General features: G+C 63.9%; 15 protein-coding genes. 2 read left to right on the top strand and 13 right to left on the bottom strand.

Going from position 1 to position 26903, the window contains the following annotated elements; genetic code table 11:
* Window positions 1–10 precede the first annotated feature (10 nt).
* From IVA93_RS33400 to IVA93_RS33450, 11 genes are all read right to left on the bottom strand, one after another.
* Window positions 11–1489 (bottom strand): AMP nucleosidase, encoded by a 1479-nt coding sequence (locus IVA93_RS33400; protein WP_018457588.1) that lies wholly within the window; start codon window positions 1487–1489, stop codon window positions 11–13.
* A 175-nt stretch (window positions 1490–1664) separates the two neighbouring features.
* A complete protein-coding gene (locus IVA93_RS33405) occupies window positions 1665–2999 on the bottom strand; it encodes an HlyD family type I secretion periplasmic adaptor subunit (RefSeq protein WP_018457589.1) in 1335 nt (444 codons plus the stop codon).
* Window positions 2996–4741, bottom strand: coding sequence for a type I secretion system permease/ATPase (locus IVA93_RS33410; protein WP_018457590.1), 1746 nt, complete (start codon window positions 4739–4741; stop codon window positions 2996–2998). Before IVA93_RS33410 ends, IVA93_RS33405 begins: the two co-directional genes overlap by 4 nt.
* A 260-nt stretch (window positions 4742–5001) precedes the next feature.
* Window positions 5002–5271 (bottom strand): GlsB/YeaQ/YmgE family stress response membrane protein, encoded by a 270-nt coding sequence (locus tag IVA93_RS33415; protein WP_007605178.1) that lies wholly within the window; start codon window positions 5269–5271, stop codon window positions 5002–5004.
* A gap of 97 nt (window positions 5272–5368) precedes the next feature.
* On the bottom strand, window positions 5369–6346 hold the full coding sequence (locus IVA93_RS33420; protein WP_018457591.1) for an ABC transporter ATP-binding protein: 978 nt from the start codon (window positions 6344–6346) through the stop codon (window positions 5369–5371).
* Window positions 6343–7758, bottom strand: a complete 1416-nt coding sequence (locus IVA93_RS33425; protein WP_018457592.1) for an Asp-tRNA(Asn)/Glu-tRNA(Gln) amidotransferase GatCAB subunit A — start codon at window positions 7756–7758, stop codon at window positions 6343–6345. Before IVA93_RS33425 ends, IVA93_RS33420 begins: the two co-directional genes overlap by 4 nt.
* Window positions 7755–7949, bottom strand: coding sequence for a hypothetical protein (locus tag IVA93_RS33430; RefSeq protein WP_018457593.1), 195 nt, complete (start codon window positions 7947–7949; stop codon window positions 7755–7757). Before IVA93_RS33430 ends, IVA93_RS33425 begins: the two co-directional genes overlap by 4 nt.
* Entirely contained in the window at window positions 7946–9007 is a 1062-nt protein-coding gene (locus tag IVA93_RS33435; protein WP_018457594.1) for an ABC transporter ATP-binding protein, read from the bottom strand. Before IVA93_RS33435 ends, IVA93_RS33430 begins: the two co-directional genes overlap by 4 nt.
* Window positions 9008–9009: 2 nt before the next feature.
* The gene (locus tag IVA93_RS33440) at window positions 9010–9912 is read right to left on the bottom strand and encodes an ABC transporter permease (protein WP_018457595.1); all 903 of its coding nucleotides are present in this window, start codon (window positions 9910–9912) and stop codon (window positions 9010–9012) included.
* Between the two features lie 2 nt (window positions 9913–9914).
* Window positions 9915–10868: an ABC transporter permease gene (locus IVA93_RS33445; RefSeq protein WP_018457596.1), complete on the bottom strand. Its 954-nt coding sequence runs from the start codon at window positions 10866–10868 to the stop codon at window positions 9915–9917.
* 195 nt (window positions 10869–11063) lie between these two features.
* Window positions 11064–12722, bottom strand: coding sequence for an ABC transporter substrate-binding protein (locus tag IVA93_RS33450; protein ID WP_018457597.1), 1659 nt, complete (start codon window positions 12720–12722; stop codon window positions 11064–11066).
* A gap of 210 nt (window positions 12723–12932) precedes the next feature.
* Here IVA93_RS33450 and IVA93_RS33455 point away from each other — a divergent pair, with 210 nt between their 5' ends.
* The gene (locus tag IVA93_RS33455) at window positions 12933–14528 is read left to right on the top strand and encodes an ABC transporter substrate-binding protein (protein WP_018457598.1); all 1596 of its coding nucleotides are present in this window, start codon (window positions 12933–12935) and stop codon (window positions 14526–14528) included.
* Between the two features lie 255 nt (window positions 14529–14783).
* On the opposite strand, the gene IVA93_RS33460 is transcribed toward IVA93_RS33455, so the two are convergent.
* Entirely contained in the window at window positions 14784–17015 is a 2232-nt protein-coding gene (locus tag IVA93_RS33460; RefSeq protein WP_018457599.1) for a CHASE2 domain-containing protein, read from the bottom strand.
* Between the two features lie 79 nt (window positions 17016–17094).
* Window positions 17095–25413 carry a VCBS domain-containing protein gene (locus IVA93_RS33465; protein WP_247452652.1) on the bottom strand — a complete coding sequence of 2773 codons (8319 nt, stop codon included), beginning with the start codon at window positions 25411–25413 and terminating at the stop codon, window positions 17095–17097.
* Window positions 25414–26141: 728 nt separating this feature from the next.
* On the opposite strand from IVA93_RS33465, the gene IVA93_RS33470 reads away from it, so the two are divergent.
* Window positions 26142–26873, top strand: a complete 732-nt coding sequence (locus tag IVA93_RS33470) for a transglutaminase-like cysteine peptidase (RefSeq protein WP_018458192.1) — start codon at window positions 26142–26144, stop codon at window positions 26871–26873.
* Window positions 26874–26903 lie beyond the last annotated feature (30 nt).

Genomic DNA, 26903 nt, shown 5'->3' on the forward strand with positions numbered 1-26903 from the left:
AATCCATGGCCTACTGAAATGCAACTTCGGCGAAACTGCGGAGCTTGCGGGAATGCAGTCGCTCGGATTCCTGCTGCTTGAGCCGTTCCAGCGCCTTTAAGCCGATCTCGAGATGCTGGCCGACGCGGCGGCGGTAGAATTCGCTGGCCATGCCTGCGAGCTTGATCTCGCCGTGGAGAGGCTTGTCGGAGACGCACAGCAGCGTGCCGTAAGGGACGCGAAAGCGGTAGCCGTTGGCGGCAATCGCGGCCGATTCCATGTCGAGCGCAACCGCGCGCGATTGCGACAAGCGGCGAATGACATCGGGCCCGCTGATCTCCCAATTGCGGTTGTCGACGCTCGCGACGGTGCCGGTGCGCATCAGGCGCTTGAGCTCGAATCCTTCGAGCCCGGTGACGTCCTCGACCGCCTCCTCGAGCGCCACCTGCATCTCCGCGAGCGCCGGGATCGGCACCCACAGCGGCAACTCACGATCGAGCACATGGTCCTCGCGCACATAGCCATGGGCGAGCACGTAGTCGCCGAGCCGCTGCGTGTTGCGCAGGCCCGCGCAATGGCCGAGCATCAGCCAGGCATGGGGCCGCAGCACGGCAACATGGTCGGTGACGTTGCGCGCGTTCGACGGACCGGTGCCGATGTTGATCAGGGTGATACCACGATAGCCGGGCGCGGCCAGGTGGAAGGCAGGCATCTGCGGCGTGCGCGCGGGCGCAACGCCCGTCGTCGCGCCGCCGCTGCGCGTGATCACATTGCCTGGAGCGACGAAGGCATCGAGGCCCGCCTCGCCAGCCTGAAGCCGCTGCTGGCAAAGCTGCGCGAAGGCGTCGACATAGAACTGGTAGTTGGTGAAGATCACGAAGTTCTGGAAATACTCTGGATCCGTGCCCGTGTAGTGGTAGAGCCGGCGCAGCGAGTAGTCGACGCGGGCCGCCCGAAACAGGGACAGCGGTTCGGGCGCGCCGGGCTGGAGCTCGAAAGTGCCGTCGGCGATGGCATCGTCCATGGTGGCCAGATCAGGCACGTCAAACGCATCGCGCAGCGATCGCGTCACCGGCGAGTTCTCGCTGGTGGTGATGGCGGCTTCGATGTTGATGTCGCGGCGATAGGCGAAGTGAACGGGGATCGGTTCGCTGGACTCGCCGATTTCGACTGGGACACCGTGGTTCTGGATCAACAGTCCGATCTGCTCTGTGAGATAAGTCCGGAACAGATCCGGCCGCGTGACGCTGGTCTCGTGCACACCGGGCCGCGCGACGAAGCCGTAGGCGAGCCGCGAATCCAGCCGCGCATGCGTCGCGGTGGTGATACGGACGAAGGGATAGAAGGCCCGCACCCGCGTCGTGATTGCCTCGCCGTTGACGTAAGCTTCGAACCGGTCGCGCAGGAACTTCGTGTTGCGCTCGTAGATCTCTTCGAGGCGGGCGACGGCGAGGCCGGCGTCGGAATAGGATTCGGTGGCGACGGAGGGTGGAGATTGGATGGATTGCATTGTTCGACGCCGGGTTTGCTGGGGCTGAATCGAACTATAGCAAGAAAACTAAAGCAAGAAAGAAGCCGCCCGTCATTGCGAGCGTAGCGAAGCAATCCAGAAATCTCGCCACGGAGGCGACCTGGATTGCTTCGCTGCGCTCGCAATGACGAATGGGATGACGCGCTTTCGCGCGTCACTTCTCCCGGAACGCTCGCATGAACTGGTCGTGCAGCGGCTTCATCAGGTAGGACAGCATGGTGCGATCGCCGGTCTGGACGAACGCTTCCGCCGGCATGCCGGGGATCAGCCTGGAGTCACCGAGCTTGGCGACCTCCTCTGCGGACAGCGAGACGCGGATGGTGTAGTAGCTCTGGCCGGTGCGCTGATCGGTGGTGACGTCGGGCGAGACGCGGCTGACGACGCCGTTGAGCTCCGGCGTTGTGCGCTGGTTGAACGCGGACAGGCGCAGCAGCGTCTTCTGGCCGATCTGGAGCTTGTCGATATCGACCGGATTGACCTTGGCTTCGACCTGGAGATCGTCGGCCTGCGGCACGATCAGCATGAGGGCGTCGCCGGCGGTGATGACGCCACCAACGGTATGCACCGTCGATTGCAGCACCATGCCGTCCTGCGGCGCGCGGATGTCGACACGGCGAAGCTGGTCCTCGGCGGCGACCTTGCGCTCGATCATTTCGCCGATCTTGTCGTTGGTCTCGCGCAGATCCTTCGAGACCTCGCTGACCATGTCCTTGTCGACCTGGATGATCTGGAGCTCGGTCTCGGTGATCTTGCCCTTGGCCTGCGCCCGCGAGGCGATGTATTGCGCGCGCTCGCCGTTGAGGCGGGCGCTGTCGCGTTCGAGCGTGGTCAGACGGGAGATCTGCACCAGGTGCTTGTCATAGAGATCGCGGACACCCACGAGCTCCTGCTGCACCAGCGAAATTTCCTTGTCCTTGGCCCGCTCCTGCGCGGAGAGGCCCTCGATCTCTTCATTGAGCTGCTGGATGCGCTCGCGCAGCTGCGCCTTCTGGCCGGCGCGTCCGTTGACGCGGACGTCGAACAGCTTGGTTTCGGCGGAGAGCAGCGCCTTGACGTCGGGATCGTTGCCGCGATCGAGCAACGCTTGCGGGTAGTCGATCCTGTCGATTCCGCGCTGCTCGGCCTGGAGCCGCGCCGCACGCGCCTGCGCCGCGTCGAGATTCTTGGTGACGATGGCGAGATTCGCCTTGGTGACGGTGTCGTCGAGCCGCACCACGATGTCGCCAGCCTTAACTACGTCGCCATCGCGAGCACGCACCTCGCCGACGACGCCGCCGGTCGGATGCTGCACCTTTTTGACATTGGACTCGACGACGATCTGACCCGGCGCGATCAGCGCGCCCGAAATCTGCACCGTCGAAGCCCAGCCGCCGAGGCCGACCAGGAGGACCAGCACGATCCCAAGCCCGAGCATCAGGTGAAACCGGATCGACTGCCGTACGGTCCTCTTCGCGGCAGGCTTCGCGCCGCCGAGCGCCATCGTGCTCATGCCTTGGCTCCGCCTTCGCTGACGATCTTGATCGGCGCCGGCGGCGTCACGCGCGGCTGGAGCACCTGGGCGAGCACCTGTTCCTTCGGCCCGAAGGCCTGCATGCGGCCGTCGCGCAGCACCAGGATCTGGTCAACCGCTTCCACGCCGATCGGACGGTGCGCCACTACGATGACGATGGCGCCGCGCTCGCGCGCCGCGCGGATGGCGCGGGTCAGCGCCTCGTCGCCTTCGGTATCGAGATTGGAATTGGGCTCGTCGAGCACGATCAGGAAGGGGTTGCCATAGAGCGCGCGCGCCAGCGCCACGCGCTGCGCCTGGCCCGCGGAGAGCGCCGTGCCCTGCTCGCCGACCTGGGTGTTGTAGCCCTCGCGCATCTTGATGATCATCTCGTGCACGCCGGCTTCCTTGGCGGCGCCGATGATGCCGTCAGACGTGGCCTCGGGATCGAAGCGGCTGATGTTCTGCGCGATGGTGCCGCCGAACAATTCGACGTCCTGCGGCAGATAGCCGATGTGGCGGCCAAGCATGTCCGACGACCACTGGTCGAGCGCCGCGCCGTCGAGCCGCACCTTGCCGCGGACCGGCTGCCAGACGCCGACCAGCGCGCGGATCAGCGACGACTTGCCGGAGCCGCTCGGTCCGATCACGCCGAGGCCATTGCCGGCTTCGAGCGCAAAGGTGATGTCTTGCACGATGAGGCGCTGGTCGCCCGGCGGCACCATGGCGATACCTTCGACCGAGAGGCGGCTGGTGGGCGCCTGCAACTGGGTCGGCATCGTCTGCGCCGGCATCTGCTCGAGAAGGCGGGTCAGACGATGCCAGCTCTGGCGTGCCGCGACAAAGGATTTCCAGTGCGCGATCGCGAGGTCGACCGGCGCGAGCGCGCGTGCCGAGAGGATCGAGCCGGCGATGATGATGCCGGCGGTCGCCTCCTGGTGGATGACGAGATAGGCGCCGACCGCGAGCACGGCCGATTGCAGCATCATGCGCAGCACTTTTGCGACCGCGCCGAGACCGCCGGCGACGTCGCTCGCACGCTGGTTGCCGTCGAGATATTTTTCGTTGGCCTCGCTCCAGCGCGCGTTCATCCGGCCGGCCATGCCCATCGACACCATGACTTCGGCATTGCGGCGGCTGGCCTGGGCGAGATCGTTGCGCTGGGCGGCGAGCCCCATCGCCTCGCGCGCCGGCTGGCGGGACATGAACTCGGTGACCAGCGTCAACCCGACCAGGATGACGGCTCCGACCAGCGCGGTGACGCCGATCATGACGTGGAAGGCGAAGCAGATGGCGAGATAGAGCGGCAGCCAGGGCAGGTCGAAGAACGCGCTCGGTCCCATGCCGCCGAGGAAGGAACGGACATTGTCGAGATCCCGCAGCGGCTGAAGCCCCTCGTTGCGGCTGCCAACCAGCAGCGGCAGGCGCACGATGGTGTCGAACACCCGCTTGTTCAAGGCTTCGTCCAGGGCGGTACCGACCCGGCCCAAGATCCGGTTGCGGATCATGTCCAGCACGCCCTGCGCCATGTAGAGGAAACCGGCGAGGACGATCAGGCCGACCAGGGTCGGAATACTGCGGCTCGGCAGCACCCGGTCGTAGACCTCCAGCATGAAGATCGACCCGGTCAGATAGAGCAGGTTGATCATGCAGCTCATCAAGCCGACGCCGACAAACGCCGTGCGACAGGCGCGCAGCGCATCACCGAGCTCTGAGCGGCGGACGCCGGGAACGGCTGCCATCAGTCTGATCTCTTTCGGGTAGGGGCCAAAGTCCCTGATTTCAAAGGCAAATTCAGGAGTAATTGACCCGGATTAACATCGCGTTTGCGCTCATCGCTCAACGCAGTCGAACACCCGGGACCCCTATGGCCCACATCACCCCCGACCGACCTTGCACGCAAGTCCGGAATCTCACGATCTTGCGGCTTTTTCTTGCAGACATGTCACCTCTCCCCGGGCGGGGAGAGGTCAAAAGTTCGATCAATTGAACCCGGGCGCCATTAGAACCGGCCGCCGCCGCGGACCAGCCGCACCACCAGCAGCAGGATGACCGCGCCGATGGCGGAATAGATGATCTCCGATATCAGCCCGGTGCCGATGTGAATGCCGAGCTTCGGAAACAGGAAGCTTGCCACCAGCGCGCCGGCGATGCCGACCACGATATCGCCGATGATGCCGAACCCGGTTCCGCGCACCACCTTGCCGGCCAGCCAACCAGCGACGAGGCCGACGAACAGGATGACAAGCAAGCCTTCATTCGAAATGTACATAAATGAGGTCCCTCTCCGTGAACGGTTCCATGGAAGCGGAACCGGGATGAACGAGGTCTGAATGCTGTTCCCCCGTTCCCCGCTGGCGGTCCAAATATCATGACAGCGCGGTGACCGGCTCCGCCAGCACGCACCGTGCTGCCCGGCCCGGCCCGACCTCCACATTCCCAGGCAATTGCTCCAGGCAGCGCGGCTGGGCAGCGGCGCAGCGGGGCGCAAAGGAGCAGTTGTGCGGCCGCTCGCCCAGCGACGGCGGGGTGCCGGGGATGGTCTCGAGCCGCTGTCCCCGCTTGGCCCCGTGGACGGTCGAGGCGAGCAGGCCCCTGGCGTAGGGATGCACCGGCGAGCGGACGATGTCGCGAAGCGTGCCCTGCTCCACGATCTGGCCGGCATACATCACCGCGACCCGGTCGCAGATCTCGATGGCGACCCCGATGTCATGGGTGACGAAGATGACGGACATGCCGAACTCGCGCTGCAGCTCGCGCAACAGCAGCAGGATCTGGATCTGCACGGTGGCATCGAGCGCCGTGGTCGGCTCGTCCGCGAGCAATATCTTGGGACGACACGCGAGCGCCAGCGCGATCATCGCGCGCTGACGCATGCCGCCGGACATCTCATGCGGATAGGCATCGAGCCGCCGTTTTGCGGAAGGAATGCGCACGACCTCGAGCATTTCGAGTGCGCGCGCCCTGCCCTCCGCATACGACTTGCCTTCGTGACGCACCACGCTTTCGGCGATCTGCGCGCCGATGGTGTAGACCGGATCGAGCGCCAGCGCCGGCTCCTGAAAGATCATCGACACGGTTTGGCCGCGGAACGACGACAGCTGCTCGTCGTTCATGGCGAGCACGTCGCGGCCCATGACGTTGACCTTGCCCGTGATCTGCGTGCGCTTCTTCGGCAACAGGCGCATCAGCGCGCGCAAGGTCACGCTCTTGCCCGAGCCGGACTCTCCGAGCAGGCCCAGCACCTCGCCGTCGCCGAGCGAGAGACTGAGATCGTTCACGGCATAGACCGTGCGCTCCCCGGTGAAGCGGATGTTAAGGCCTGAGATCTCGACGAGCTTTGTCATGACGGAAGTTTCGGCAGCCTTTCGTGGTAGTCGGTGGCGCGCTGGAACGCGGCGCCGATGGTGAGCAAGGTCGCTTCATCGAACGAGCGGCCGATCAGCTGCATGCCGATCGGAAGACCGCTTTTGGTGAAGCCCGAGGGCACCGTGAGCGACGGCAGGCCGAGGTAATTCACCGGACGGGTGAACAGCGTCAGCCGCTGCAACAGCGCCGGCGCATTCGGCCCGCCGCCAACGTCGCTCTCCTCGATCGTTGGCGCCGGCACGGGGGACGCCGGCGCGATCATCGCGTCGACGCCCGATGTGGCAGCGTTGTGCGCGGCGAGCGCAGGTCCGCGCCAGCGCATCGCCTCGAGATAGGTGATGGCGGGGACCGCGAGGCCGTTCTGGAGCCGCATCAACACCTGCGGACCATAATCCTGCGGCCGCTCAATCATCCAGCGCTTGTGGAAGGCGGCGGCTTCGGCTGCGAGCACGAGCTGGCTTGCCGAGGACAATTGCCGCTGATCGGGCAGCTCGACCGTGACGATGTCGGCGCCCTCACGCTTGAGCACCGCAACGGTCTCGTCCAGCACGCGCGCGACCTCGCCGTCGAGATCATCGACATAGAAGGACGAGGGGACGCCGACCTTGAGGCCCTTCAGCGAGCCCTTGGTCGCGCCGACATAGTCAGACAGCGGCTCATGACTGCAGGTCGAATCCTCAGGATCAGGGCCGGCCATCAGCGCCAGCAGCAGCGCGCAATCCTCGGCGGTGCGGGCGAGCGGGCCGACCGTGTCGAGCGACTGCGACAGCGGCATCGCGCCGGCGCGGCTGACCCGGCCGACGGTGGTCTTCAATCCCGTGACGCCGCAGAAATGTGCGGGCATGCGGATCGAGCCGCCGGTGTCGGAGCCGAGCGCCGCATAGGTCAGTCGCGCCGCGACCGCCGAGCCCGAGCCCGACGACGAGCCGCCGGTGATGTGCGCAGCGTTCCAGGGATTGCGAACCGGGCCGTAATGGGCGTTATGGCCAGTCGGGCCATAGGCGAATTCGGCGAGATGCAACGTGCCGAGGCGAACCTGGCCGGCGTCCTTCAGCCTCTGCAAGGCGGTGGAGGTCACTGTCGGAACGAAGTCGCGGCGGATCAACGAGCCGCAGGTCGCGACGTGACCTGCGTCGTAATACATATCCTTGTGCGCGAGCGGCACACCGTGCAGCGGACCGCGGACTTCCCCCTTGGCGAGTTCGGCGTCGGCGGCATCGGCGGCCTTCAGCGCTGCCTCTGCCTCGATCGACATGAAGGCGTTGAGGTGCGGCTGCCACTGCGCGATGCGATGCAGCAGCGCACGCGTCACCTCATGCGAGGACACCTGCTTCATCGCGATCGCGCGCGCGACCTCGGTGAGCGTCATCAATGCGGGCTCGGTGCTCATTTCGAGACCTTGGCAGTCTGCGCGATCGGATAAAGCGCGGGCTCGAGATCGAACGGCAACGTGCCGGCAATGGCCGCAAAGCCCTCGAAGGCCGGTCCGATGGAATTGGAGATGCGCGTCGCGATCTCGTCGTCGACGGGAACGCCGGCGACCTGTGCCGTCGCCTTGATCTCTTTTGTCGTCGGTCTCATGCGGTTTCCTCCTTCGGCGCGCGGCGATGGCCTGAACCCGGGATCGCCATGTAGCACGCGGCCTCGTGGCCCATTCTATCGAGCGCGGTGAGTTTTGGTGTCGCATTTGCGCAGAGCGGCTCCGCAAACGGGCAACGGGTGTGGAAGCGGCAGCCCGAGGGTGGATCGATCGGATTGGGCGGATCGCCCGTGATCGGCGGCGTCTCGGTGCGGCGGTCCGGATCCGAGGACGGCATCGCGGCAAGAAGTGCGCGCGTATAGGGATGCGCCGGTTGGTCCCAGACCTGGTCGACCGGGCCGAGCTCGACGACCTCGCCGAGATACATCACCAGCACGCGATCGCTGATATAGCGCACGACGTTGAGGTCGTGACTGATGAAGAGATAGGTCAGGCCGAACTCACTCTTGAGATCGGCAAGCAAATTGAGCACCTGCGCCTCGACCGACTTGTCGAGCGCGGAGACGGCTTCGTCGAGAATCACCAGCCGCGGCGACAGGGCCAGCGCACGCGCGATGTTGACGCGCTGGCGCTGGCCGCCGGAGATCTCATGCGGGTAGCGGTTGGCAAAGTTTGCAGGAACCAGGCCCACTTTGCCCAGCAGCTCGCGCGCCAGCGCGCGCGCGGCGCCGTCGGCCATGCCGTGCACCTTTGGGCCGAAGGCGATCGAGTCCTCGATGGTCAGGCGCGGGTTGAGCGAAGCGTAGGAATCCTGGAACACCATCTGCATGCCGCGGCGCAGCTCGCGCAAGGAGAGCGACTGGCCGACGCTCATGCCGTCATAGATGATGTCACCGGTGTCGCGCGGCATCAGATGCATGAGCAGCCGCGCGGTGGTCGACTTGCCGCAACCGGACTCGCCGACGATGCCGACGGTCTCGCCCTTGGCGACGGTGAACGAGACATTATCGACCGCCCGCACGGTGCGCTTTGCGGCGAACAGGCCGCCACGAACCGGGAAATGCTTGGTGAGGCCGTTGACCTGGAGCAGCGGCTGGGCGACGCCGCCGAGGTCTTCGATCGGCTCCAGCATTGCGACGGAGAGGTTGGTTTCGCTCATGGCTAGTTCCTGATGTCCATGGCGCTGCGCAGGCCGTCCGAGAGCAGGTTGAAGCAGATCGAGACCGCGAAGATCATTGCACCGGGGAGCGCGGCGACCCAGGGGTTGACATAGATCGCGGTCCGCAAGGTATTCAACATCAGGCCCCATTCCGGCTCCGGCGGTTTGGTGCCGAGGCCGAGGAACGACAGGCCTGCCGCGAGGATCATCGAGACCGAGATCAGGCTGGTCGCGTAGACGAAGATCGAACCGAGCACATTGCCGAGGATATGAACGCGCATGATGGTGAACGGTCCCGCGCCCGAGGCGCGCGCGGCGTCGACGAAGTCCATGTTGCGCACCCCCGTCGTGACGCTTTCGGCAACGCGGGTGATCTGCGGCACGAACACGACGGTCAACGACACGATGGAATTGAGGATGCCCGCGCCCAGCGCGCCCGAGATCGCGATCGCCAGCAGCACGGACGGAAACGCGTAGAACACGTCGATCGTGCGCATGATCGCGGTGTTGAGCTTGCCGCCGACATAGCCGGCAACGAGGCCGAGCGAGGTGCCGATGCAGAAGGCGAGGATCACAGGCAAAATGCCGATGAGAAGCGACAACCGGCCGCCATAGATCAGCCGCGCCAGCATGTCGCGGCCGAGTTCGTCGGTGCCGAGCGGGTAGCCGGATGTGCCAATGTGCCGAAGGCGGCGGATCATCGAGCCCTTGTAGGGATCTTCCAGACCGAGCCACGGCGCAACGATCGCGGAGAGAAAGATCAGCAGCAGCACCAGCGCGCAGACCATGCTGACCTTGTCACGCCAGATACGACGGCCGACGGTCGCCCAATAGCCGCGCGCCTTGGTCGCGGGCGCGGACTGAAGCGCCGTATCGCTGGTGACGGACAACGGAAGCTCGCTCATCGCTAACCCCGTTTGATGCGCGGGTCGATCGCGGCTTGCGCGATGTCGACCATCAGATTGAGGAAGACGAAGAACAGCGCCAGGATCAGGATCGTGCCCTGCAGCAGCGGCAGGTCGCGCTGGAAAATCGCGGAGTTGAGCAGGAAGCCCGAGCCCGGCCAGGAGAACACCGTCTCGATCAGGATCGAGCCGCCGAGCATGTAACCGAGCTGAAGTCCCATCACCGCGAGCGCGGTGGGGGCGGCGTTCTTGATGACGTGGCGGAACACGCCGCGCTCATGCAGGCCTTTTGCACGCAGCGCCTCGACGAAGTCCTGGCTGAGAATGTCGCCGGTCAGCGCGCGCACCGTGCGAGTGACGATGCCCATCGGGATCACCGAGGTCGTGATCGCTGGCAGCACGAGATATTGCAAATGCGCCCAGTCCCAGGCCCAGGCGGCCGAGCCGCCGGGTCCGGCGCCGACAGCGGGCAGCCAGTTCAGCTGGACCGAGAAGATGATGACGAGCACCATGCCAAGCCAGTAATGCGGCACCGAAACGCCGGCGACGGCAAAGGAGGTCGCCAGCTTGTCGATCCAGGTCTCGCGGAAATAGCCGGCGATCAGGCCGAGCAGGATGCCCATGGTGAAGCCGATGATCGCCGCCGCAATCGCCAGCGTGACCGTGTTGCTGACCGCGCGCATGACCTCGGCGAGCACCGGGCGGCCCGTGGCGATGGAATTGCCGAGATCGCCATGAAGCGCGCGGAGCAGCCAAAGCCCGAACTGCACCGGCAGCGGGCGGTCGAAACCATAGGCTGTCCGGAGCTGCGCGGCGAGCTCCTGCGAGGCGTCTGCGGGGAGCACCGCGACGAGCGGATCGCCCGGCGTGATGTGCACGAGCAGAAAACACACCAGCGCGACGCTGATGACGATCGGGATGACGTAGACGATGCGTCTGGCGATATAGGCGAGCACGTTGTTTCTTTTCTTCCCTTCTCCCCTTGTGGGAGAAGGTGGCGCAAAGCGCCGGATGAGGGCTCTAACCCCGGATGCAGTGTTAACGAAAAAGAGAGAGGGTCATCCGCGGAAAGAGATCCCTCACCCGGCTTCGCTTGCGCGAAGCCACCCTCTCCCGCAAGGGGAGAGGGTGCACTGCGTATGAGGCGGGAACTATTGCATCGACACCAGTGAGAAGTCGATGAACCAGCTCTTTGGCTGCACGACGCCTGTCACCTTCGGGCTGATGGCGCGGGGACCGACGTCGTGGGCGACATAGAGGAAGGCCGCGTCATCGACGGAGGCCGCGTGCAGTTCGGCGAGCGCGGCGTCACGCGCGGCGGGATCGAAGGTCTGCCGCGCCTTCTTCACCAGCTCGTCGAATTTGGGATTGTTGATGAAACCCCAATTGTTCGAGACCGGCGGCGCCATGCCCGATTGCAGGAAGCGCACCAGCGCGAAGAACGGGTCCATCGCCGCATAGGTGACGTTGGTCGCGTTCGAGCCGTTGGCACTGGGATCCTTGGCGCCGCGGCGCCAGTTGGTGAACAGCGTATTCCACTCGATGACATCGAGCTGCACGTCGAAATAGCATTCGGCCAGCGCCTGCTGGATATATTCGTTCATCGGCAACGGCTGCATCTGGCCCGAGCCGGACGCAGACGTCTGGGTCTTCACCGTCAGCTTCTTGTTCGGGCCGAATCCGGCCTCCTGCATCAGCTTCTGTGCAGCAGCCTTGTCGTACTTGATCTCGAAGGTCGGTCTGCCGCGCCAGGGATGGCCGACCTCGAACGTGCCGGTCGCGGGCACCATCAGCCCCGCGAGCAGGCCGTCCTTGAGGCCTTCGCGATCGACGCAGAGGTTCGCGGCCTTGCGCACGCGGATGTCGTTCCAGGGCGAGCCCTCGACGCGCGAGAACTGCCACGGCCAGACGTGCGGCTGCTCGTTGGCGTAGAGCTTGAAGCCGCGCTGCTTGAGCTCGGGCAACGCGTCCGGCGCCGGCGCCTCGACCCAATCGACCTGCCCGGAAAGCAGCGCCGCGGTGCGCGCGTTGGCCTCCGGCATCGGCAACAGCACCATCTTGTCGACCTTGGGCACGCGGTCCTTGTTCCAGTAGCTCGCATTCTTGACCAGCTCCAGCCGCTCGCGCGGGGTGAAGCCCGCCATCTTCCACGGGCCGGTGCCCGCGGCGTCCTTGGCAAACGCGGTCCATGCGGCCTGCGACTTGGCCTTGGCGTCGGCGCCCTCCGCCTTGTCGTAGAAGGCCTGCCACTTCGCCGGGCTCGCCATGAAGAGATTGGTGAGGTTGATCGGCAGGAAGCTGTCGGGCTCCTTGGTGGTGAGCTCGACCGTCATGTCGTCGACCTTCTTCGCTGATGCCAGCGTCGGCATGCGCGAGGCCGTGACACCGACCTGGCTGGCGTCGAATTGCGGCGCGTCCTGCTTCAGCACCTTCTCGACATTCCACACCACGGCGTCCGCATTGAACGGCGAGCCGTCATGGAAGGTGACGCCCGGCCGCAGCTTGAAAGTCCATTTGGTCTTGTCGGCATCGTCGACCTTCCACTCGGTAGCAAGGCCGGGGATCACCACGCTCGCCTTGTCGGCCGAGGAAAGGTCCCAGCCGGTGAGCGCGTCATACATGGTGAGGCCGGTGAAGCGGTTGCCTTCAAAGCCCTGATCGGGCTGGCCCAGCGTGCGCGGAATATCGGCAGCCGTCATGGCGATGCGCAGCACGGTTTCGGCAGTGGCCGCGCGCGGCCACGCAGCCGCGCTACTGAGCGCCAGCAACGCGATCAGCGCCGCGCGGGTCTTGTTTTTCTTGATCAACATTGACTCAATCCTTTTCCGGCTTCGATGACTAATTTTGATGCAATCGTATGCAATGCCTATGCCAATGGGGAAACTTATTCTGCAAATTGCCCCTGCGACGACAAGTCCTTGTGATGACACGTCGGCGAAAGCACCTCGCTGCCTATTCTGGCATCAAGATTGCAGGTTTGGCTCCGATTGTCCTTGAATTCTTCCTTGGAGCTTTGGCCCATGCGTATCCGACTATCGACCTGTTTCGCCGTGCTTGCACTGGCGTTGTCCGCGATTCCGGCGGGCGCCGAAACGGTGCTGCGCTACGGCATCTCGATGGCGGACATCCCGCTGACGACCGGCCAGCCCGATCGCGGCGCGGGCGCCTATCAGTTCACGGCCTACACCATCTACGATCCGCTCGTGGCGTGGGAGATGGACGTCGCCGACCGGCCGGGAAAGCTGGTGCCCGGATTGGCCACCGAGTGGAGGGTCGATGCCGAGAACAAGACCAAATGGCGCTTCACCTTGCGCAAGGGCGTGAAGTTTCACGATGGCAGCGAGTTCGATGCCGACGCCGTGATCTGGAATCTGGACAAGGTGCTCAATGACAAGGCGCCGCAATTCGACAAGCGCCAGAGTGCGCAGGTCAAGACCCGCCTGCCTTCGGTCGCGAGCTACGCCAAGATCGACGACTTCACGGTGGAGATCACCACCAAGACGGTCGATTCCTTCTTTCCCTATCAGATGCTGTGGTTCCTGGTCTCCAGCCCGGCGCAATACGAGAAGCTCGGTAAGGACTGGGACAAGTTCGCGAGCCAGCCTTCGGGGACCGGCCCGTTCAAACTGACAAAACTGGTGCCGCGCGAACTCGCCGAGCTCACGAAGAATCCGGATTATTGGAACAAGAAGCGTATTCCCAAGGTCGACAAGCTCGTGCTGGTGCCGATGCCGGAAGCGCTGACGCGCACCAATGCGCTGCTGGCCGGGCAGGTCGATCTGATCGAGACGCCGGCGCCGGATGCCGTGCCGCAGCTCAAGGCCGCCGGCATGAAGCTCGTCGACAACGTTACGCCGCATGTCTGGAATTATCATCTGAGCGTGCTGCCGGGTTCGCCCTGGACCGACATCCGCCTGCGCAAGGCGCTGAACCTCGCGATCGATCGTGAAGCCGTGGTGGGCCTGATGAATGGCCTTGCGAAACCCGCCAAGGGACAGGTCGATCCGTCGAGCCCCTGGTTCGGCAAGCCGAGCTTCGAGCTGAAATACGATGTCGCAGCCGCCAAGAAGCTGGTCGAGGAAGCCGGCTACTCCAAGGCGAAGCCGCTGAAAGCGACCTTCATCATCGCACAGGGCGGCACCGGCCAGATGCTGTCGCTGCCGATGAACGAATTTTTGCAGCAGAGCTTCAAGGAGACCGGCATCGACATCGATTTCAAGGTCGTCGAGCTCGAGACACTCTATACGCATTGGCGCAAGGGCGCGGCCGACGAGATGAACGCCGGCATCACCGCCAACAACATCGCCTATGTCACCTCTGACCCGCTCTACGCCATCGTCCGCTTCTTCCATTCGAGCCAGATCGCGCCGGTCGGCGTCAACTGGGGCGGCTACAAAAACCCGAAGGCCGACGCGCTGATCGACGAGGCCAAGCAGACCTTCGACAGCGCCAAGCAGGACGAGTTGCTGGCGCAGGCGCACGCGCTGATCGTCGACGACGCCACGCTGGTATGGGTGGTGCACGACACCAACCCGCATGCGCTGTCGCCCAAGGTCAAGCAGTTCGTGCAGGCGCAGCACTGGTTCCAGGATCTCACGACGATCGGGGCGGAGTGAGGCTCAAGGTCGGCACCCCGCTTCCGCAAACACCACTGTCGTCCTGGCGAAAGCCAGGACGACACCTCTTATTAAGGCGACGGCCTGCGGCGTCGAACACCGCTGTCGTCCCGGCGTAGCCGGGACCCATAACCACCGAGTTGAATTCGGCAACGACAGCCAACTCCGATCTGGCGTACAGCTTCTGCTGCGGAGTATGGGTCCCGGCCTGCGCCGGGACGACACCGAGGGTTTAGCCGCTAGCAAGCGCCTCCCTTATTTCGTCAGCAGCGCATAGGCCCCGGTCCAACCTTCCGGCGGTGGATTGACCTGGAATTCCTTGATGCGCACTTCATAGAGCTTGAACAGCTTTTCCAGCGTGTCGGCATCCTCGCTCCTGCGGCCGCGGTCGATCGCGTCCAGCGCGCCCTGCCAGTCGCGGCTGCGATAGCAGGCGAGCATTTCGATGGTGACGTTGCGCAGGCGCTGGAAGGCGCCTGAAAGCATCACATCCTCGCGGCCGGCGATGGCATAGATCACCTCCGGCTCGGTCTTGCCCTTGACCATGATGAAGTCGAGTTCGAGGATCGCGAACTTGTCCTTGGCCGCGAGCGCGGTGCGCGAGCCAACGATAATGGGAAAGCCGTATTCCTTCGACTGGCCTTCCAGGCGCGAGGCCAGGTTGACGCTGTCGCCGAGCACCGAATAGTTCTTCTTCAGGTCGGATCCCATGTTGCCGACGACGCCGATGCCGGTGTTGAGACCGATACCGACATTGAGCGGGATGTAGACGTGACCGCCATCAATGGCCTCCTGCTCGCGGTCCTTGTTCACCGCGTCGATCTTCTCCAACATCTGGATCGCGGCCTCACAGGCGTTGACCTCGTGCTCGGCATCGTCGAGCGGCGCATTCCAGAACGCCATGATGGCGTCGCCCATATATTTGTCGATATAGCCCTTCTGATCGATGATCACGTCGGTCAGCGGAGTCAGGAAGCGGTTCATCAGCGCGATCAGGCCCTGCGGATCGTGCTTGTAGGTTTCCGATATGGTGGTGAAGCCGCGCACGTCGGAGAACATGATCGTCATTTCGCGCTCCTCGCCGCCGAGGACGAGTTTTTCCGGTGACTGCGCGAGTTGCTCGACCAGCACCGGCGACATGTATTGCGCGAACATGCCGCGGATCTGCACGCGCTGGCGCTGCTCGCGCACGAAGCTGGCGAAGATTAGCGTCAGATAGATCGCGGTGGTCGAGAGCAGCGGATAAGTGAAGTCGATGAGATAGCGGTGCTGCGCATAGAAGAACCAGGACACTCCGATCAGGATAGCGGCGAAGGTCGCGCCGGCAAGCACGAGGCGAACTGGTCCGAGGTTCGGCGTGAAGATGATGACGAGCAAGCCGATGACGAGCGCGGCGAGCAGCTCGACGCCGAGCGCATAGTTCGGCTGGGAGATCACCGCGCCGCTCAGCACGCTCTCCAGCACCTGGGCGTGGATCTCGACGCCGGGCATGGTCGAGGACACCGGCGTGGTCTTGATGTCGTTGAGCCCAACCGCCGAGGTGCCGATCAGCACCAGCTTGCCGGCGATCTTGTTAGGCGGCACCGTATTGTCGAGCACGTCGGCGGCCGAGACGTAGATCGAGGGATCCTGGCGCGCGTAATGCACCCAGAGCTGACCGTTCCTGTCGGTTGGGATCTCCACGCCCTTGAGACGCACGGCCCGCACGCCGGTCTTGTCGGTCCGAACCAGCAAGGTCGGCGTGCCCGTGACGACGCGCAAAATCTCGAGGCTCAGCGAAGGCATGACCATGCCCTGGGCGCGCATGATCATCGGCACGCGCCGGATCAGGCCGTCGCGCTCGGTCTTGATCGAGAACAGGCCGCGGCCGGCCGCGACCTTCTCGATCTCGGGCACGTTGCGCAACAGCCCGGGAAATTCGAATAGGAAGCGCTCAGCGCCCTCCTCGCCGACCGTCGCGACGCCGGTGAAGGGCAGCGACTTGTCGACCTCGGACGAAATCGCCCGCTGCCCAGTCTCGCCCAGGATCACGCGCGAGCGCTTGATCGCTTCGGAGAGGATCTGGTCGTTGCTCGGCAGCTCGCGCAGCTTGGCGCGGGTGGCGTCGTCCAGGTAGCGCATCTGGCTCGCGACCAGATCCGGGTTGAGCCGGTCGGCCTCCGAGAACACGACGTCGAAGCCGATCGCCACCGCGCCGTGATTGGTGAGGTTCTGGATCATGTCGGCGATCCGCGTCCGCGGCCACGGCCACTGGCCGAGCTTGGCGAGGCTCTTGTCGTCGATGTCGACGATGGTGACCGGCCGCGCCGTCTTGTGGCGCGGATCGATCAATTGAAACATGTCGAACGTGCGCAGCCGCAGTTCCTGGATCGGAGGCGGATCCCAGAGCCGAGCGCCGGCAAATACGACCAGCAGCGCAAGGCACATCAGCCGCGCAAACCCGAACTTGCGCGCAAACCACCGCCGCAGGATCTTGAGACGTTTCATGGTGGCTGGATATCACGCTTTGGCGGTGAACGGCAGCGTGGATCGGGCCTGCCGACGATCGCGGCCCATCATGCAGCAATCAGGCATGGACGATGAAGTCGCTCGCCTGGAGGTGGGCGACACCCTTCAGAAGGATGGTGTCCGAAGCGTTGATCGTGACCAGGGTGTCAGCGGAATTGGTCGGCGAAGCCGCCACGTGCTGCGCCATCCATGCCCCAAAATCGCTGGCGGTCACGACTGCCGACAAGTCGATATGGTCCTGACCGGGCGTGAAATTGGTGATCGTATCGTTGTTGGAACTGGCGGCGAACACGAACTGGTCCTGATGGCCTGTCCCGATGAAGTCATCTTGCCCGGCCGTGCCAAAGAGCAGGCTAACCGTCTTGCTTGCGTTGTGACTGTCGGCCACGGTGAGCGTGACCGTCTGTATGGCCGCACCTTCACTTGCATCAGTGTAGGTCACGGTCTGCAGCGCGGAATTGATATGCGCCAAGGTATCGGACGTCGACGCCGGACTCAAATTGCTACCCGAGCCGGAGGCAACGAGCGTGAAGGTTTCATTGGCAGCCGCATCGGAGTCGGTGGCCGAGATACCGTGCACAGTGACTTGAGCGTCGTCATGCGTGAGGCTGATCTGGTTGACGTCCATTACCGGCGCATCGTTCGCGCCGTCCACGTCCACCGTGAGTGTCGCAGTGCCGGTCGCGCCATGCGCGTCCGTCGTCTGGACCGTAAACGTATCCGCGAAGGGCCCTTCTTGCAACGCGTTGATCGCAGCCGCGTCGGGAACGTAGGTGTAGCTGCCGTCAGAGTGGACCGTCAGCGCGCCGTAGTGTCCTGGAGCCGTCCCGCAACTATCCGCATTCTGGACAGAATAGGTCAGCGTCACCGTCTCGTCGGCATCGGCGTCGGTGCCCGCGAGATTTCCGGTGAGATTGGAGAAGGTGTCGGTCGCCGCCGTGTCCGTAAGCTTGCCGAGGTTGAGAGCGGACAGCGTTGGCACGTCGTTGGCGCCCGTCAGGTCCACCGTGTATATCGCCGTGGAGGCGGCGCCATGTGCATCCGTGACCTGGACCGTGAAACTGTCGGAATAGTGCAAGCAGCCCGGCAGCGCGTTAATCGAAGCCGCATCGGGAACGTAGGTGTAGGTGCCGTTCGTGTTGAGCGCCAGCGCGCCATAGTGACCCGTGACCTCTCCGACTGCCTGGTGATCTGCGTTCAGCAAGGTGTAGGTCAGCGTATCGCCGGAGTCGGCATCGGTCCCGACCACCTGTCCGGTGAGGTCAGAGAAATTATCCGCTGCGCACGTATCGGTGAGCTGCCCGATGCTACCATCGGTCAACACCGGAGCGTCGTTGGCGCCTGTTACGGCAACCGTGAATGATGCCGTGCCGACAGCACCTTGCGCGTCCGTGGTCTGAATCGTGAAGACGTCCGAACAAGGGCCTTCCGAAAGCGCGTTGATCGAAGCCGCATCGGGAACGTAGGTGTAGGTGCCGTTCGCGTTGACCGTCAGCGAGCCGTACAGGCCAGCCGTCGTCCCATGACTATCCGCGTTCAGAACGGCATAGGTCAGCCCCGCCGTCTCTCCATGGTCGGCGTCGGTTCCGACCAGCATTCCCGTGACGTCCGAGAAGCTGTCGGCGATGGAGGTATCGACGAGCGGATCCGTGGTGACCGCGGCCAAGGTCGGCGCGTCGTTCTTGCCTGTGATCGTGACCGTGACGTCGGTTGTGGCGGTCTCGCCGTAATCGTCCGTGCTCGTGATGGTAGAAACCACCTTCGCGGTCTGGTCCTTGGCGAGGAAGTCCAGCGCGCCGTCGGCGATCGAATAGCTCCAGGTGACGATGCCATTGTTCAGCCCGGCCTGCGGCAGAAGCGTCAGCCCGCTCTTGAGCGCCGCGATCTCGTCAAGCGAGAGCGACGAGGTGAGGTTAGTGCTGTGATCGGCGCCAAGCGAGGTCACGTCCTGGCCGGTGATCTGTGCCGACGGCAGGTCGGTCAGGTCGATGTCGGTGAAGTCAATCGCGCCGGTCGCAGGCGTTGAGGTATCGGAGGTGGCGAAGTCACCGGTGGCGTCCGCCTGCTCGGAGACGCCCCCCGCCAGCACGCCGCCGGCGGTGAAGGCCGGGGCGTGGTCATCGGTCATCGTGATCAGCGTGTGGCCAGTGCCGTCGTCGCTCCCGGCGAAATGGGCATTGCTGTAGTCGGCGCCGGCCAGGTTCAGGCTGATGTGATTGCCGTCCGCATCGGTCACCGTCAGCACGCCGCCGGTCGCGGGATTGGAGTTTGCAACATAGACCGCGCTGGTGCCGAGCCCGTATTTGATCGTCGACAGGTCGATCGTGTCGTTCGCCGACAGCTCCGCGATCGATCCGCCGAACGTATCCGTATCGATCTCAACCGCGGCGCCGTCGCCCGCGAGGTTGATCGTCTGCGCGACCGTGCCTTCGAGCTTCAGCAGCGCACCGGCATCGACGGTGACCGAGCCCGTGCCGGTCAGCAAGCCGAACAGCGACAGCTCGCCATCATGGACCTCGATGCTGCCGGTATTGCTGATGGTGCCCGAGATCGACGCCGTGCCCCAGCTGTCGATGTGGCTGTGATTGACGAGTCCAGGCCCACCCAGGGAGATCGAGGCGCCGTTGAGGAGATCGATGACACCGTCATTGACGATCGACGACGCATTGCCGAAGGCGCTCGTGCCGGCGACCGTCCAGGTGCCGCCGGACTCGTTATTGAAGGTCGCGCTGGCGACCGAGATATTGCCGTTGATGTGGCCGGTGTTGTTGATCGTGAGGCTGCCACCGATCTCGATGATCGCGTCGGTCGCGGAGGTCACGCTCGAAGCGGCGGGCGGCCCGATGGTGCCGGAATTGTTGATCACCGAACCGGTCGTATCCTGCTGGATGTGGATCGCCGCATTGCCACCGGCGCCCACGATGGAGCCGGAATTGACGATGTGGATCGAACCGGTCGCGCCCGAAAACTCCAGCGTCGCGCCAACATCGACGATTACCTTGCCTGAACCGGCGATGCCGCCCGCAAGGTCGAGAATGCCGCTCTGGACCTCGATGATGCCAGTGTTGGTGACGCTGCCCGTGACCGTATCGACGCCGGCGCTGTAGAGATTGCCGGCATTGCTCAGGCTGCCGCCGTTGATCGAAACGTCGGTCAGATAGAGCTTCGAGGTGCCGTCGACCGTGATCGACCCAGCACTGCTGTTGCTAACGGTGAGATTTGCCAGCTTCAGCGTGCCGTGGTTGACTGCCTCAAGAGCCGCAGTGTTGGAGATATCCTCACCGGAGACGTCGAGCACGCCGCCCTTCGCCTGAATGAGATTGTGATTGGTGATGGCGTGAAGCGTGGCGGGATCAATCGTCAGCGTACCGCTGGTGACCGTGATCGTGCCGGTGTTGGTAATGTCGGCATTGTCGATGGCGCTGGTGCCGGTCGATTCCAGCGTACCGGCAATCGTCACCGTGCCGCCGTCGATGGTCGCGCCCTGAAGATCGAGTGCCGAGCCGGACTCGACCGAGACACTACCGCTGCCGGTGTCGGTCACCGTCATCCCGATCAGCTTCAGTGTCCCATGATTGATCGCCGCCAGCGTGCCGGTGTTTGCGATGGCTTCGCCGTTGATGTCGAGCTCGGCGCCATTGGCCCTGAGGATGCCGCCATTCGCGATCGAGCTTGCGGAGGTCGTCGCCAGCAGCGTCAACGCGCCCAGGGTTGCCTCGATCAGATAGTTGTTCGAGATGTTGGCGTCGGTAATCGCAGTTGTGCCGGTCGAATTCAGCGTGCCCGAAACGGTGAGCGCGCCGCCTGTCAGGCTCGCACCGTTCAATGTCAGCTTGCTGCCTGCATCGACCTTGACCGTGCCATGATTGGCGATTGCGGTGCCCGCAACTATCACGTCATCCAGCGTCAGGATGACGCCGCTCTCGACCGTCACGGCAGTGGTGCTCAGCGTCGCCGATTGATCGATCTTGCTGGCGCCGGTGACATCGATCGTGCCGAGACCGTTGATCGTACCACCGCTGATCGTCGCGCCGTTAACTGTCAGCTTGCCGTTGGCATCGACCGTGACGTTACCGGCATTCGCGACCGTCGAGCCCTGGTCGATCGTCAGCGCGCCATTCGTCAGCACCTCGATCGTGCCGGTGCTCGCATTCGTGATCGTCTCGTGGTCCAGCGCGTTGCCGGTGCCGCTGACCTTCAACGCCGCGTTGTTGTTCAGGATGCCGCCGCTCAGCACCGCAGCGCCGGTCAAATCGATCTCGCCATTGCCGGTGACCGTGCCGGTGCCGTTGATCGTCGCCCCGTTGACCGTCAGCTTGCCGTTGGCATCGACCGTGACGTTACCGGCATTCGCAACCGTCGAGCCCTGGTCGATCGTCAGCGCACCGTTCGCCAGCACTTCGATCGTACCGGTGCTCGCGTTCGTGACCGTCTCGTGGTCCAGCGCGTTGCCGGTGCCGCTGACCTTGAAGGCCGCGTTGTTGTTCAGGATGCCACCGCTCAGCACCGCAGCGCCGGTCAAATCGATCTCGCCATTGCCGGTGACCGTGCCGGTGCCGTTGATCGTCGCCCCGTTGACCGTCAGCTTGCCGTTGGCATCGACCGTGACGTTACCGGCATTCGCGACCGTCGAGCCCTGGTCGATCGTCAGCGCACCGTTCGCCAGCACTTCGATCGTGCCGGTGCCCGCGTTCGTGATTGTTCCATGGTCTAGCGCGTTACCCGTGCCGCTGACCTTGAAGGCCGCGTTGTTGTTCAGGATGCCGCCGCTCAGCACCGCAGCGCCGGTCAAATCGATCTCGCCATTGCCCGTGACAGTCCCGGTACCGCTGATCGTGGCGCCGTTAACTGTCAGCTTGCCAGCGGAATCGATCGTGACGTTGCCGGCATTCGCGACAGTCGAGCCCTGGTCGATCGTCAGCGTGCCGTTCGCCAGCACCTCGATCGTGCCGGTGCTCGCATTCGTGATCGTCTCATGGTCGAGCGCGTTGCCGGTGCCGCTGACCTTGAAGGCCGCATTGTTGTTCAGGATGCCGCCGCTCAGAACCGCGCCGCCGGTCAGATCGATCTCGCCATTGCTGGTGACCGTACCGGCACCATTGATCGTGGCGCCGTTCACCGTCAGCTTGCCGTTGGCATCGACCGTGACGTTGCCGGCATTCGCAACCGTCGAGCCCTGGTCGATCGTCAGCGCGCCGTTCGCTAGCACTTCGATCGTGCCGGTCGTCGCATTCGTGATCGTTTCGTGGTCCAGCGCGTTGCCGGTGCCGCTGACCTTGAAGGCCGCGTTGTTGTTTAGGATGCCGCCGCTCAGCACGGCAGCGCCGGTCAGGTCGATCTCGCCGTTGCCGGTGACAGTCCCGGCACCGTTGAGCGTGGCGCCATTGACTGTCAGCTTGCCGTTGGCATCGACCGTGACGTTACCGGCATTCGCGACCGTCGAGCCCTGGTCGATCGTCAGCGCGCCGTTCGCCAGCACTTCGATCGTGCCGGTGCTCGCATTCGTGACCGTCTCGTGGTCCAGCACGTTGCCGGTGCCGCTGACCTTAAAGACCGCGTTGTTGTTCAGGATGCTGCCGCTCAGCACCGCAGCGCCGGTGAGATCAATCTCACCGTTGCCGGTGACCGTGCCGGTGCCGCTGATCGTGGCGCCGTTGACCGTCAGCTTGCCGGTGGCGTCCACCGTGACGTTGCCGGTGTTGGCGACGCCGGAGCCCTGGTCGATCGTCAGCCAGCCATTCGCCAGCACCTTGATCGTGCCGCCGGACGTGTTTGCGACGGTCTCGTGGGCGAAATCCGCCGTGCCCTTGACGTTGACCGCCCCTGAATTGTTCAGCGTGCCGTTCTTGAGGACGCTGCTGCCGTCGAGTTCCAGCGTGCCGGCGATGGTGACCGTGCCGCCGCTGATGGTGGCGGTGTCGACGATCAGCGTCGTGCCGGCATCGGCCTTCAGCGTGCCGCCGGCATTGTTAATTCCGGCGAGCGTCTTCAGCGTGCCGCCGAACAGCTCGATCGTGCCGGAATTGGTGATTGTGGTGCCGTTGGCGAAATCGCCGCCGCCCTTGAGCGTCAGGTAGCCGGCATTGGTGAGGACGCTGCTGTCCAGGAACTCAGCCTTGCCACCAACCGAGATCGTGCTTGCCGTGAAATTGGTGAGCTTCGAATCGGCCTTGAGGCTGATCTCGCCCGCAATCGTCAACGCACTCTTGTTGATGACTTCCGGCGCCTTGTGGCCGACCGCGGTGTCGTAGTCGTTCATCGTGATCGACTTGGCAAAGGCTGCCGTGTCGATCGTCACCGGATAGGACGGCGTCAGCCCATGCAGCTGGTCGGTGATGACGATGACGTCGTCATTGATGGTCGGGACCGTGCCGGTTGCCCAGTTGGCCGCATCCTTCCAGAAGCCGCCCGAGGGAGCGCCGGGCTTGTCGGTCGCGATCCACACCACGGCGGGAGCGTCGGTGCCGGTGATCGTGACGGTGATGGTCTGCTGCGAGGTGGCGCCTTGCGCGTCCTTGAGCGTCACGGTGTAGACCAGCGTCAGCACCTCACCCTTGGGGATGAAGTCGGCGAGATAGACCGGCAGGTCAGCCAGCGACCAGTTGATGGTGCCGGTGCCGTCTCCGGTGCTATCGGCGCCCGCCGCGATCGCGACCGACATCGCGCTCTGGAACGCCGCAAGCGGCCCCGGCGGAACGGTGCCGTCAGGCAGGGTCGCGCTGCTCAACGCCACCGACACCGTATGCTTGTCGGTGAGATCGACGTCGTCGAAGCTCAGCGTGCCCGACGTGGGAACATCGCTGGTGAGCGGGCCACCCGGCACGCTGGTGCCGCCTTCGAAGATGATGGTCGGAACGCTGGTGGTGATCACCGGCTTGTCGTTGGTGCCGGTGATCGTGATGGTGATGTCGATGGTCGACGTTTCGGGATTGACCGAGAAATTATTGTTGACGCGGACCTTGTAGGTCAGCGTCAACGTTTCGCCCGCCGCGAGGAAGTCGAAGACGTGGTCGGGAATCGTGTAGGTCCAGACCGCCGAGCCGTTGTTGTTGTTACCGGCGGCTGCGGCCACGCTGAGCTGGATCTGCGTTGCCGCGATGTCCTGCTTCTGGAGCGCAGAGAGCGCGCCGGTGACATCCTGCTGGCCGGCGTTCTTGTAGACAAAGTTCGGCGCATCGCCGAGGTCTATGCTCACCGTTGGCAGATCGGCCAGGTTTTGATCGACGAAGGTGATGCGACCGGAGATGGTATCGTAATGAGTTGTGTCGCCGGTCGTGCCCGCGCGCTCGATCATCTCGAACGCCGTCTTCACATTGCCGTTGAGATCGAGGCTTTGACGAACGGGCGGGCCGGGAATGCGGGTGCTGGTCGACGGATTATGGCCGGTCCCCTGCGATCCCGGCTCAGGGAGATGCGTGAAGGTCGCGGTCGCGGTGGCACCGGTATCCGTCTTGATGAAGACAATGTTGCCGGTCTGCGTGATCGAGTCGGTGAAGTTCTGGGTCAGCTTGGTGTTGCTGTTGTTGTCCGTGAACTTCAGCGTGAACACGTCCGTGATCAGCTTCTGGATGTCCGGCGACATCAGCGCATTGGAGATCGAGACGTTGCCGCCGCTGATCTGGATCATCTGGCCGGCCTGGTTGACCGTCGCGATCGGCAGCAGCGTGACCTTGTCGAACAGGATGTAGGAGCCCGTCGTGCCGTTCGGCTCGACCAGCACCTGGAAGCTTGCCTGCGGCTGCGGATCGCCGCCGCCAGCGGGAACGACGAAGTTGATCTGGCTCAGCACCGCCGTACCGCGGATGCCCATGGTGGCGACCGGCGTGTCGACCTTCATGTCGCCGTGCTTAGCGGTCTCACCGGCAACGAAAGTGATGGTGCCTGCGACCAGACTGAGCAGAGAGGAATTGTTCGACCCGTTGGGGTCGTAGACCATATCGTTCAGCACCATCCGCGCATTGGAGGACAGGCCGAACACCGTGCCGTCGATGAACGTAATGCCGAGCGTCGAGTCGCCGCCGGTCGAGACCACGTCGCCCTTCTCGACGTTGTCGCCATTGTTCAGGATGACGGAGACGCCGTTACGGACCGCGGTCGCGCTGCCGGAGAGCTTGGTGACGTGGCCGATGACCTGCGCGGCGGCAATGCCTGAGGCGGCCTGCGCGTATTGCACATGGCCGGTGAGTGCGTTGACGACGTCGCCGGTGAGGTGCGCGCCGTCGGGCGAGGCGATCGCCGCGCGCTTGTCGCCCCTGAAATAATCGTGAACGACGAAATCGTGCCCATCATGAGACAGCACGAGATCGAGACCGGCGCGCTTGAAATCGCCGTTGAAGATCAGGTTCGGGTCGGGAACCACGAATGCGCCATCGGGCACGTGGCCGTGTGCCTTCGCAGTAAAGGAATCGACATGGCCATCGGCGGGCGATCGGGAACCCAAGCCGTCCAAGGAAATCGCGGCGTCAAATTTGCCAGCGTAATTCAATCCGGGCACCAAAAAAGGAGTTAAAATCTAAGTAAGTATCGCTCGCCTAAACTTGCATATCATTACCAAGTCCTTAGCGAAACCACCTATTGCTTGTGTGATTTCGCATCACCAAGCGGTCGATGCTCTCGGACGGCTGGGCACCTGCAGGGAAGCCAAAGTAATCTTTCAAATACTCATAAGTAAAGTAGCGCTTATTTTCGCTCATTTTCAGTAACCTCATGTATTCTATTGCAGAAATCTGGCAATAGATACTTCTGTCATCTTTTGTTCGTGGTGCCCCGCACCACCCTGCGGCAAATACGGGGCCAAATCTGTGATCCAGCTACAGAACTCACGAAATAGCCAGCCGTTAGCCATAAGGCGCAGAATCAGTTCCACAACAACTTCTGCCTGCAATTGGTCCCTCTTCGCGGCAACTGCCGCCCTCCTAGCCGGCGAATCGTAAAATTTTACGCAATATGAGCAGGCCCGTTTCAGCCTGTTGCCCGGTTTTGGGACCCCAGGCCGGGCGCGTTAAGCAGAACAAAACCGCCCGCCTCGCACTATCTCCGCGAAAGCAACAAAGCCCGGCACGTGCAGGTCGAGGGGGACCTGGCGAAGCCGGAAGGGGATGTCAGATGGAGACCGCTGCTCGTTCGCGCGCTTGGCGCGCTATCCTTGTGCTGTGCGGATTGATCCTACTCGGATCGGCCGCCGAGCTTCGCGCTGGCACGCTACTATCGCCGGGAGCCGGCGTCCTCGTGCGCAAATCCGCCGAGCCGTTCGGCGTGTTCGCCTTCGCCATCTCCGCCGGCAGCCTGCAACAGAAATGGCTCGCCCTGAGGTCCAGGCTCGACGATGACATGGTGCAGCTCGCCCTGTGCGACGGCGATCGGGACAATTGCGCTTCGCCCGCTGCGCTGAAACTGCTCGCGATCGTCGACCAGGCCCGCAGCCGTGACGGCCGCGCCCGGCTGGGCGAAACCAATCGCGCCATCAACCTCGGCATCCGCGCCGCCGATGACGGTTCTGAGGACGTCTGGAGCTCGCCGCTCGCGACCTTCGCGCGTGGCGCCGGGGATTGCGAGGACTATGCCATTGCCAAGCTCGCCGCTCTTAAGCTCGCGGGCATTGCCGCGGAAGATCTCCGCATCGTCGTGGTGCGCGACCTCAGGGCCGGCGAAGAGCATGCGATTGCCGCTGCACGGCTCGACGGCCACTGGCTGATGCTCGACAACCGTCGCATGGCAATGGTCGAGGACGACGCTGCACGGAGCTACCAGCCGCTGTTCGTGCTCTACCAGTCGGCCGTGTTGAAATATGTCGACGAGCCCGTGCGGTTCTCGATGATCGCCGCCGAGGCGCGTTGATCTTGTTGTAGCCCGGTATAAAGTACGCTT

It is taken from the genome of Bradyrhizobium sp. 155, assembly GCF_023101105.1.
GTDB classification, from domain to species: Bacteria; Pseudomonadota; Alphaproteobacteria; order Rhizobiales; family Xanthobacteraceae; genus Bradyrhizobium; species Bradyrhizobium canariense_D.

Excerpts from the sequence above, each read along its gene's own strand:
- IVA93_RS33435 (WP_018457594.1), bottom strand. The coding sequence starts at position 9,007 with ATGAGCGAAACCAACCTCTCCGTCGCAATGCTGGAGCCGATCGAAGAC.
- IVA93_RS33450 (WP_018457597.1), bottom strand. The coding sequence starts at position 12,722 with ATGTTGATCAAGAAAAACAAGACCCGCGCGGCGCTGATCGCGTTGCTG.
- IVA93_RS33455 (WP_018457598.1), top strand. The coding sequence starts at position 12,933 with ATGCGTATCCGACTATCGACCTGTTTCGCCGTGCTTGCACTGGCGTTG.
- IVA93_RS33460 (WP_018457599.1), bottom strand. The coding sequence starts at position 17,015 with ATGAAACGTCTCAAGATCCTGCGGCGGTGGTTTGCGCGCAAGTTCGGG.
- IVA93_RS33440 (WP_018457595.1), bottom strand. The coding sequence starts at position 9,912 with ATGAGCGAGCTTCCGTTGTCCGTCACCAGCGATACGGCGCTTCAGTCC.
- IVA93_RS33415 (WP_007605178.1), bottom strand. The coding sequence starts at position 5,271 with ATGTACATTTCGAATGAAGGCTTGCTTGTCATCCTGTTCGTCGGCCTC.
- IVA93_RS33410 (WP_018457590.1), bottom strand. The coding sequence starts at position 4,741 with ATGGCAGCCGTTCCCGGCGTCCGCCGCTCAGAGCTCGGTGATGCGCTG.
- IVA93_RS33470 (WP_018458192.1), top strand. The coding sequence starts at position 26,142 with ATGGAGACCGCTGCTCGTTCGCGCGCTTGGCGCGCTATCCTTGTGCTG.
- IVA93_RS33420 (WP_018457591.1), bottom strand. The coding sequence starts at position 6,346 with ATGACAAAGCTCGTCGAGATCTCAGGCCTTAACATCCGCTTCACCGGG.
- IVA93_RS33405 (WP_018457589.1), bottom strand. The coding sequence starts at position 2,999 with ATGAGCACGATGGCGCTCGGCGGCGCGAAGCCTGCCGCGAAGAGGACC.
- IVA93_RS33400 (WP_018457588.1), bottom strand. The coding sequence starts at position 1,489 with ATGCAATCCATCCAATCTCCACCCTCCGTCGCCACCGAATCCTATTCC.
- IVA93_RS33430 (WP_018457593.1), bottom strand. The coding sequence starts at position 7,949 with ATGAGACCGACGACAAAAGAGATCAAGGCGACGGCACAGGTCGCCGGC.
- IVA93_RS33425 (WP_018457592.1), bottom strand. The coding sequence starts at position 7,758 with ATGAGCACCGAGCCCGCATTGATGACGCTCACCGAGGTCGCGCGCGCG.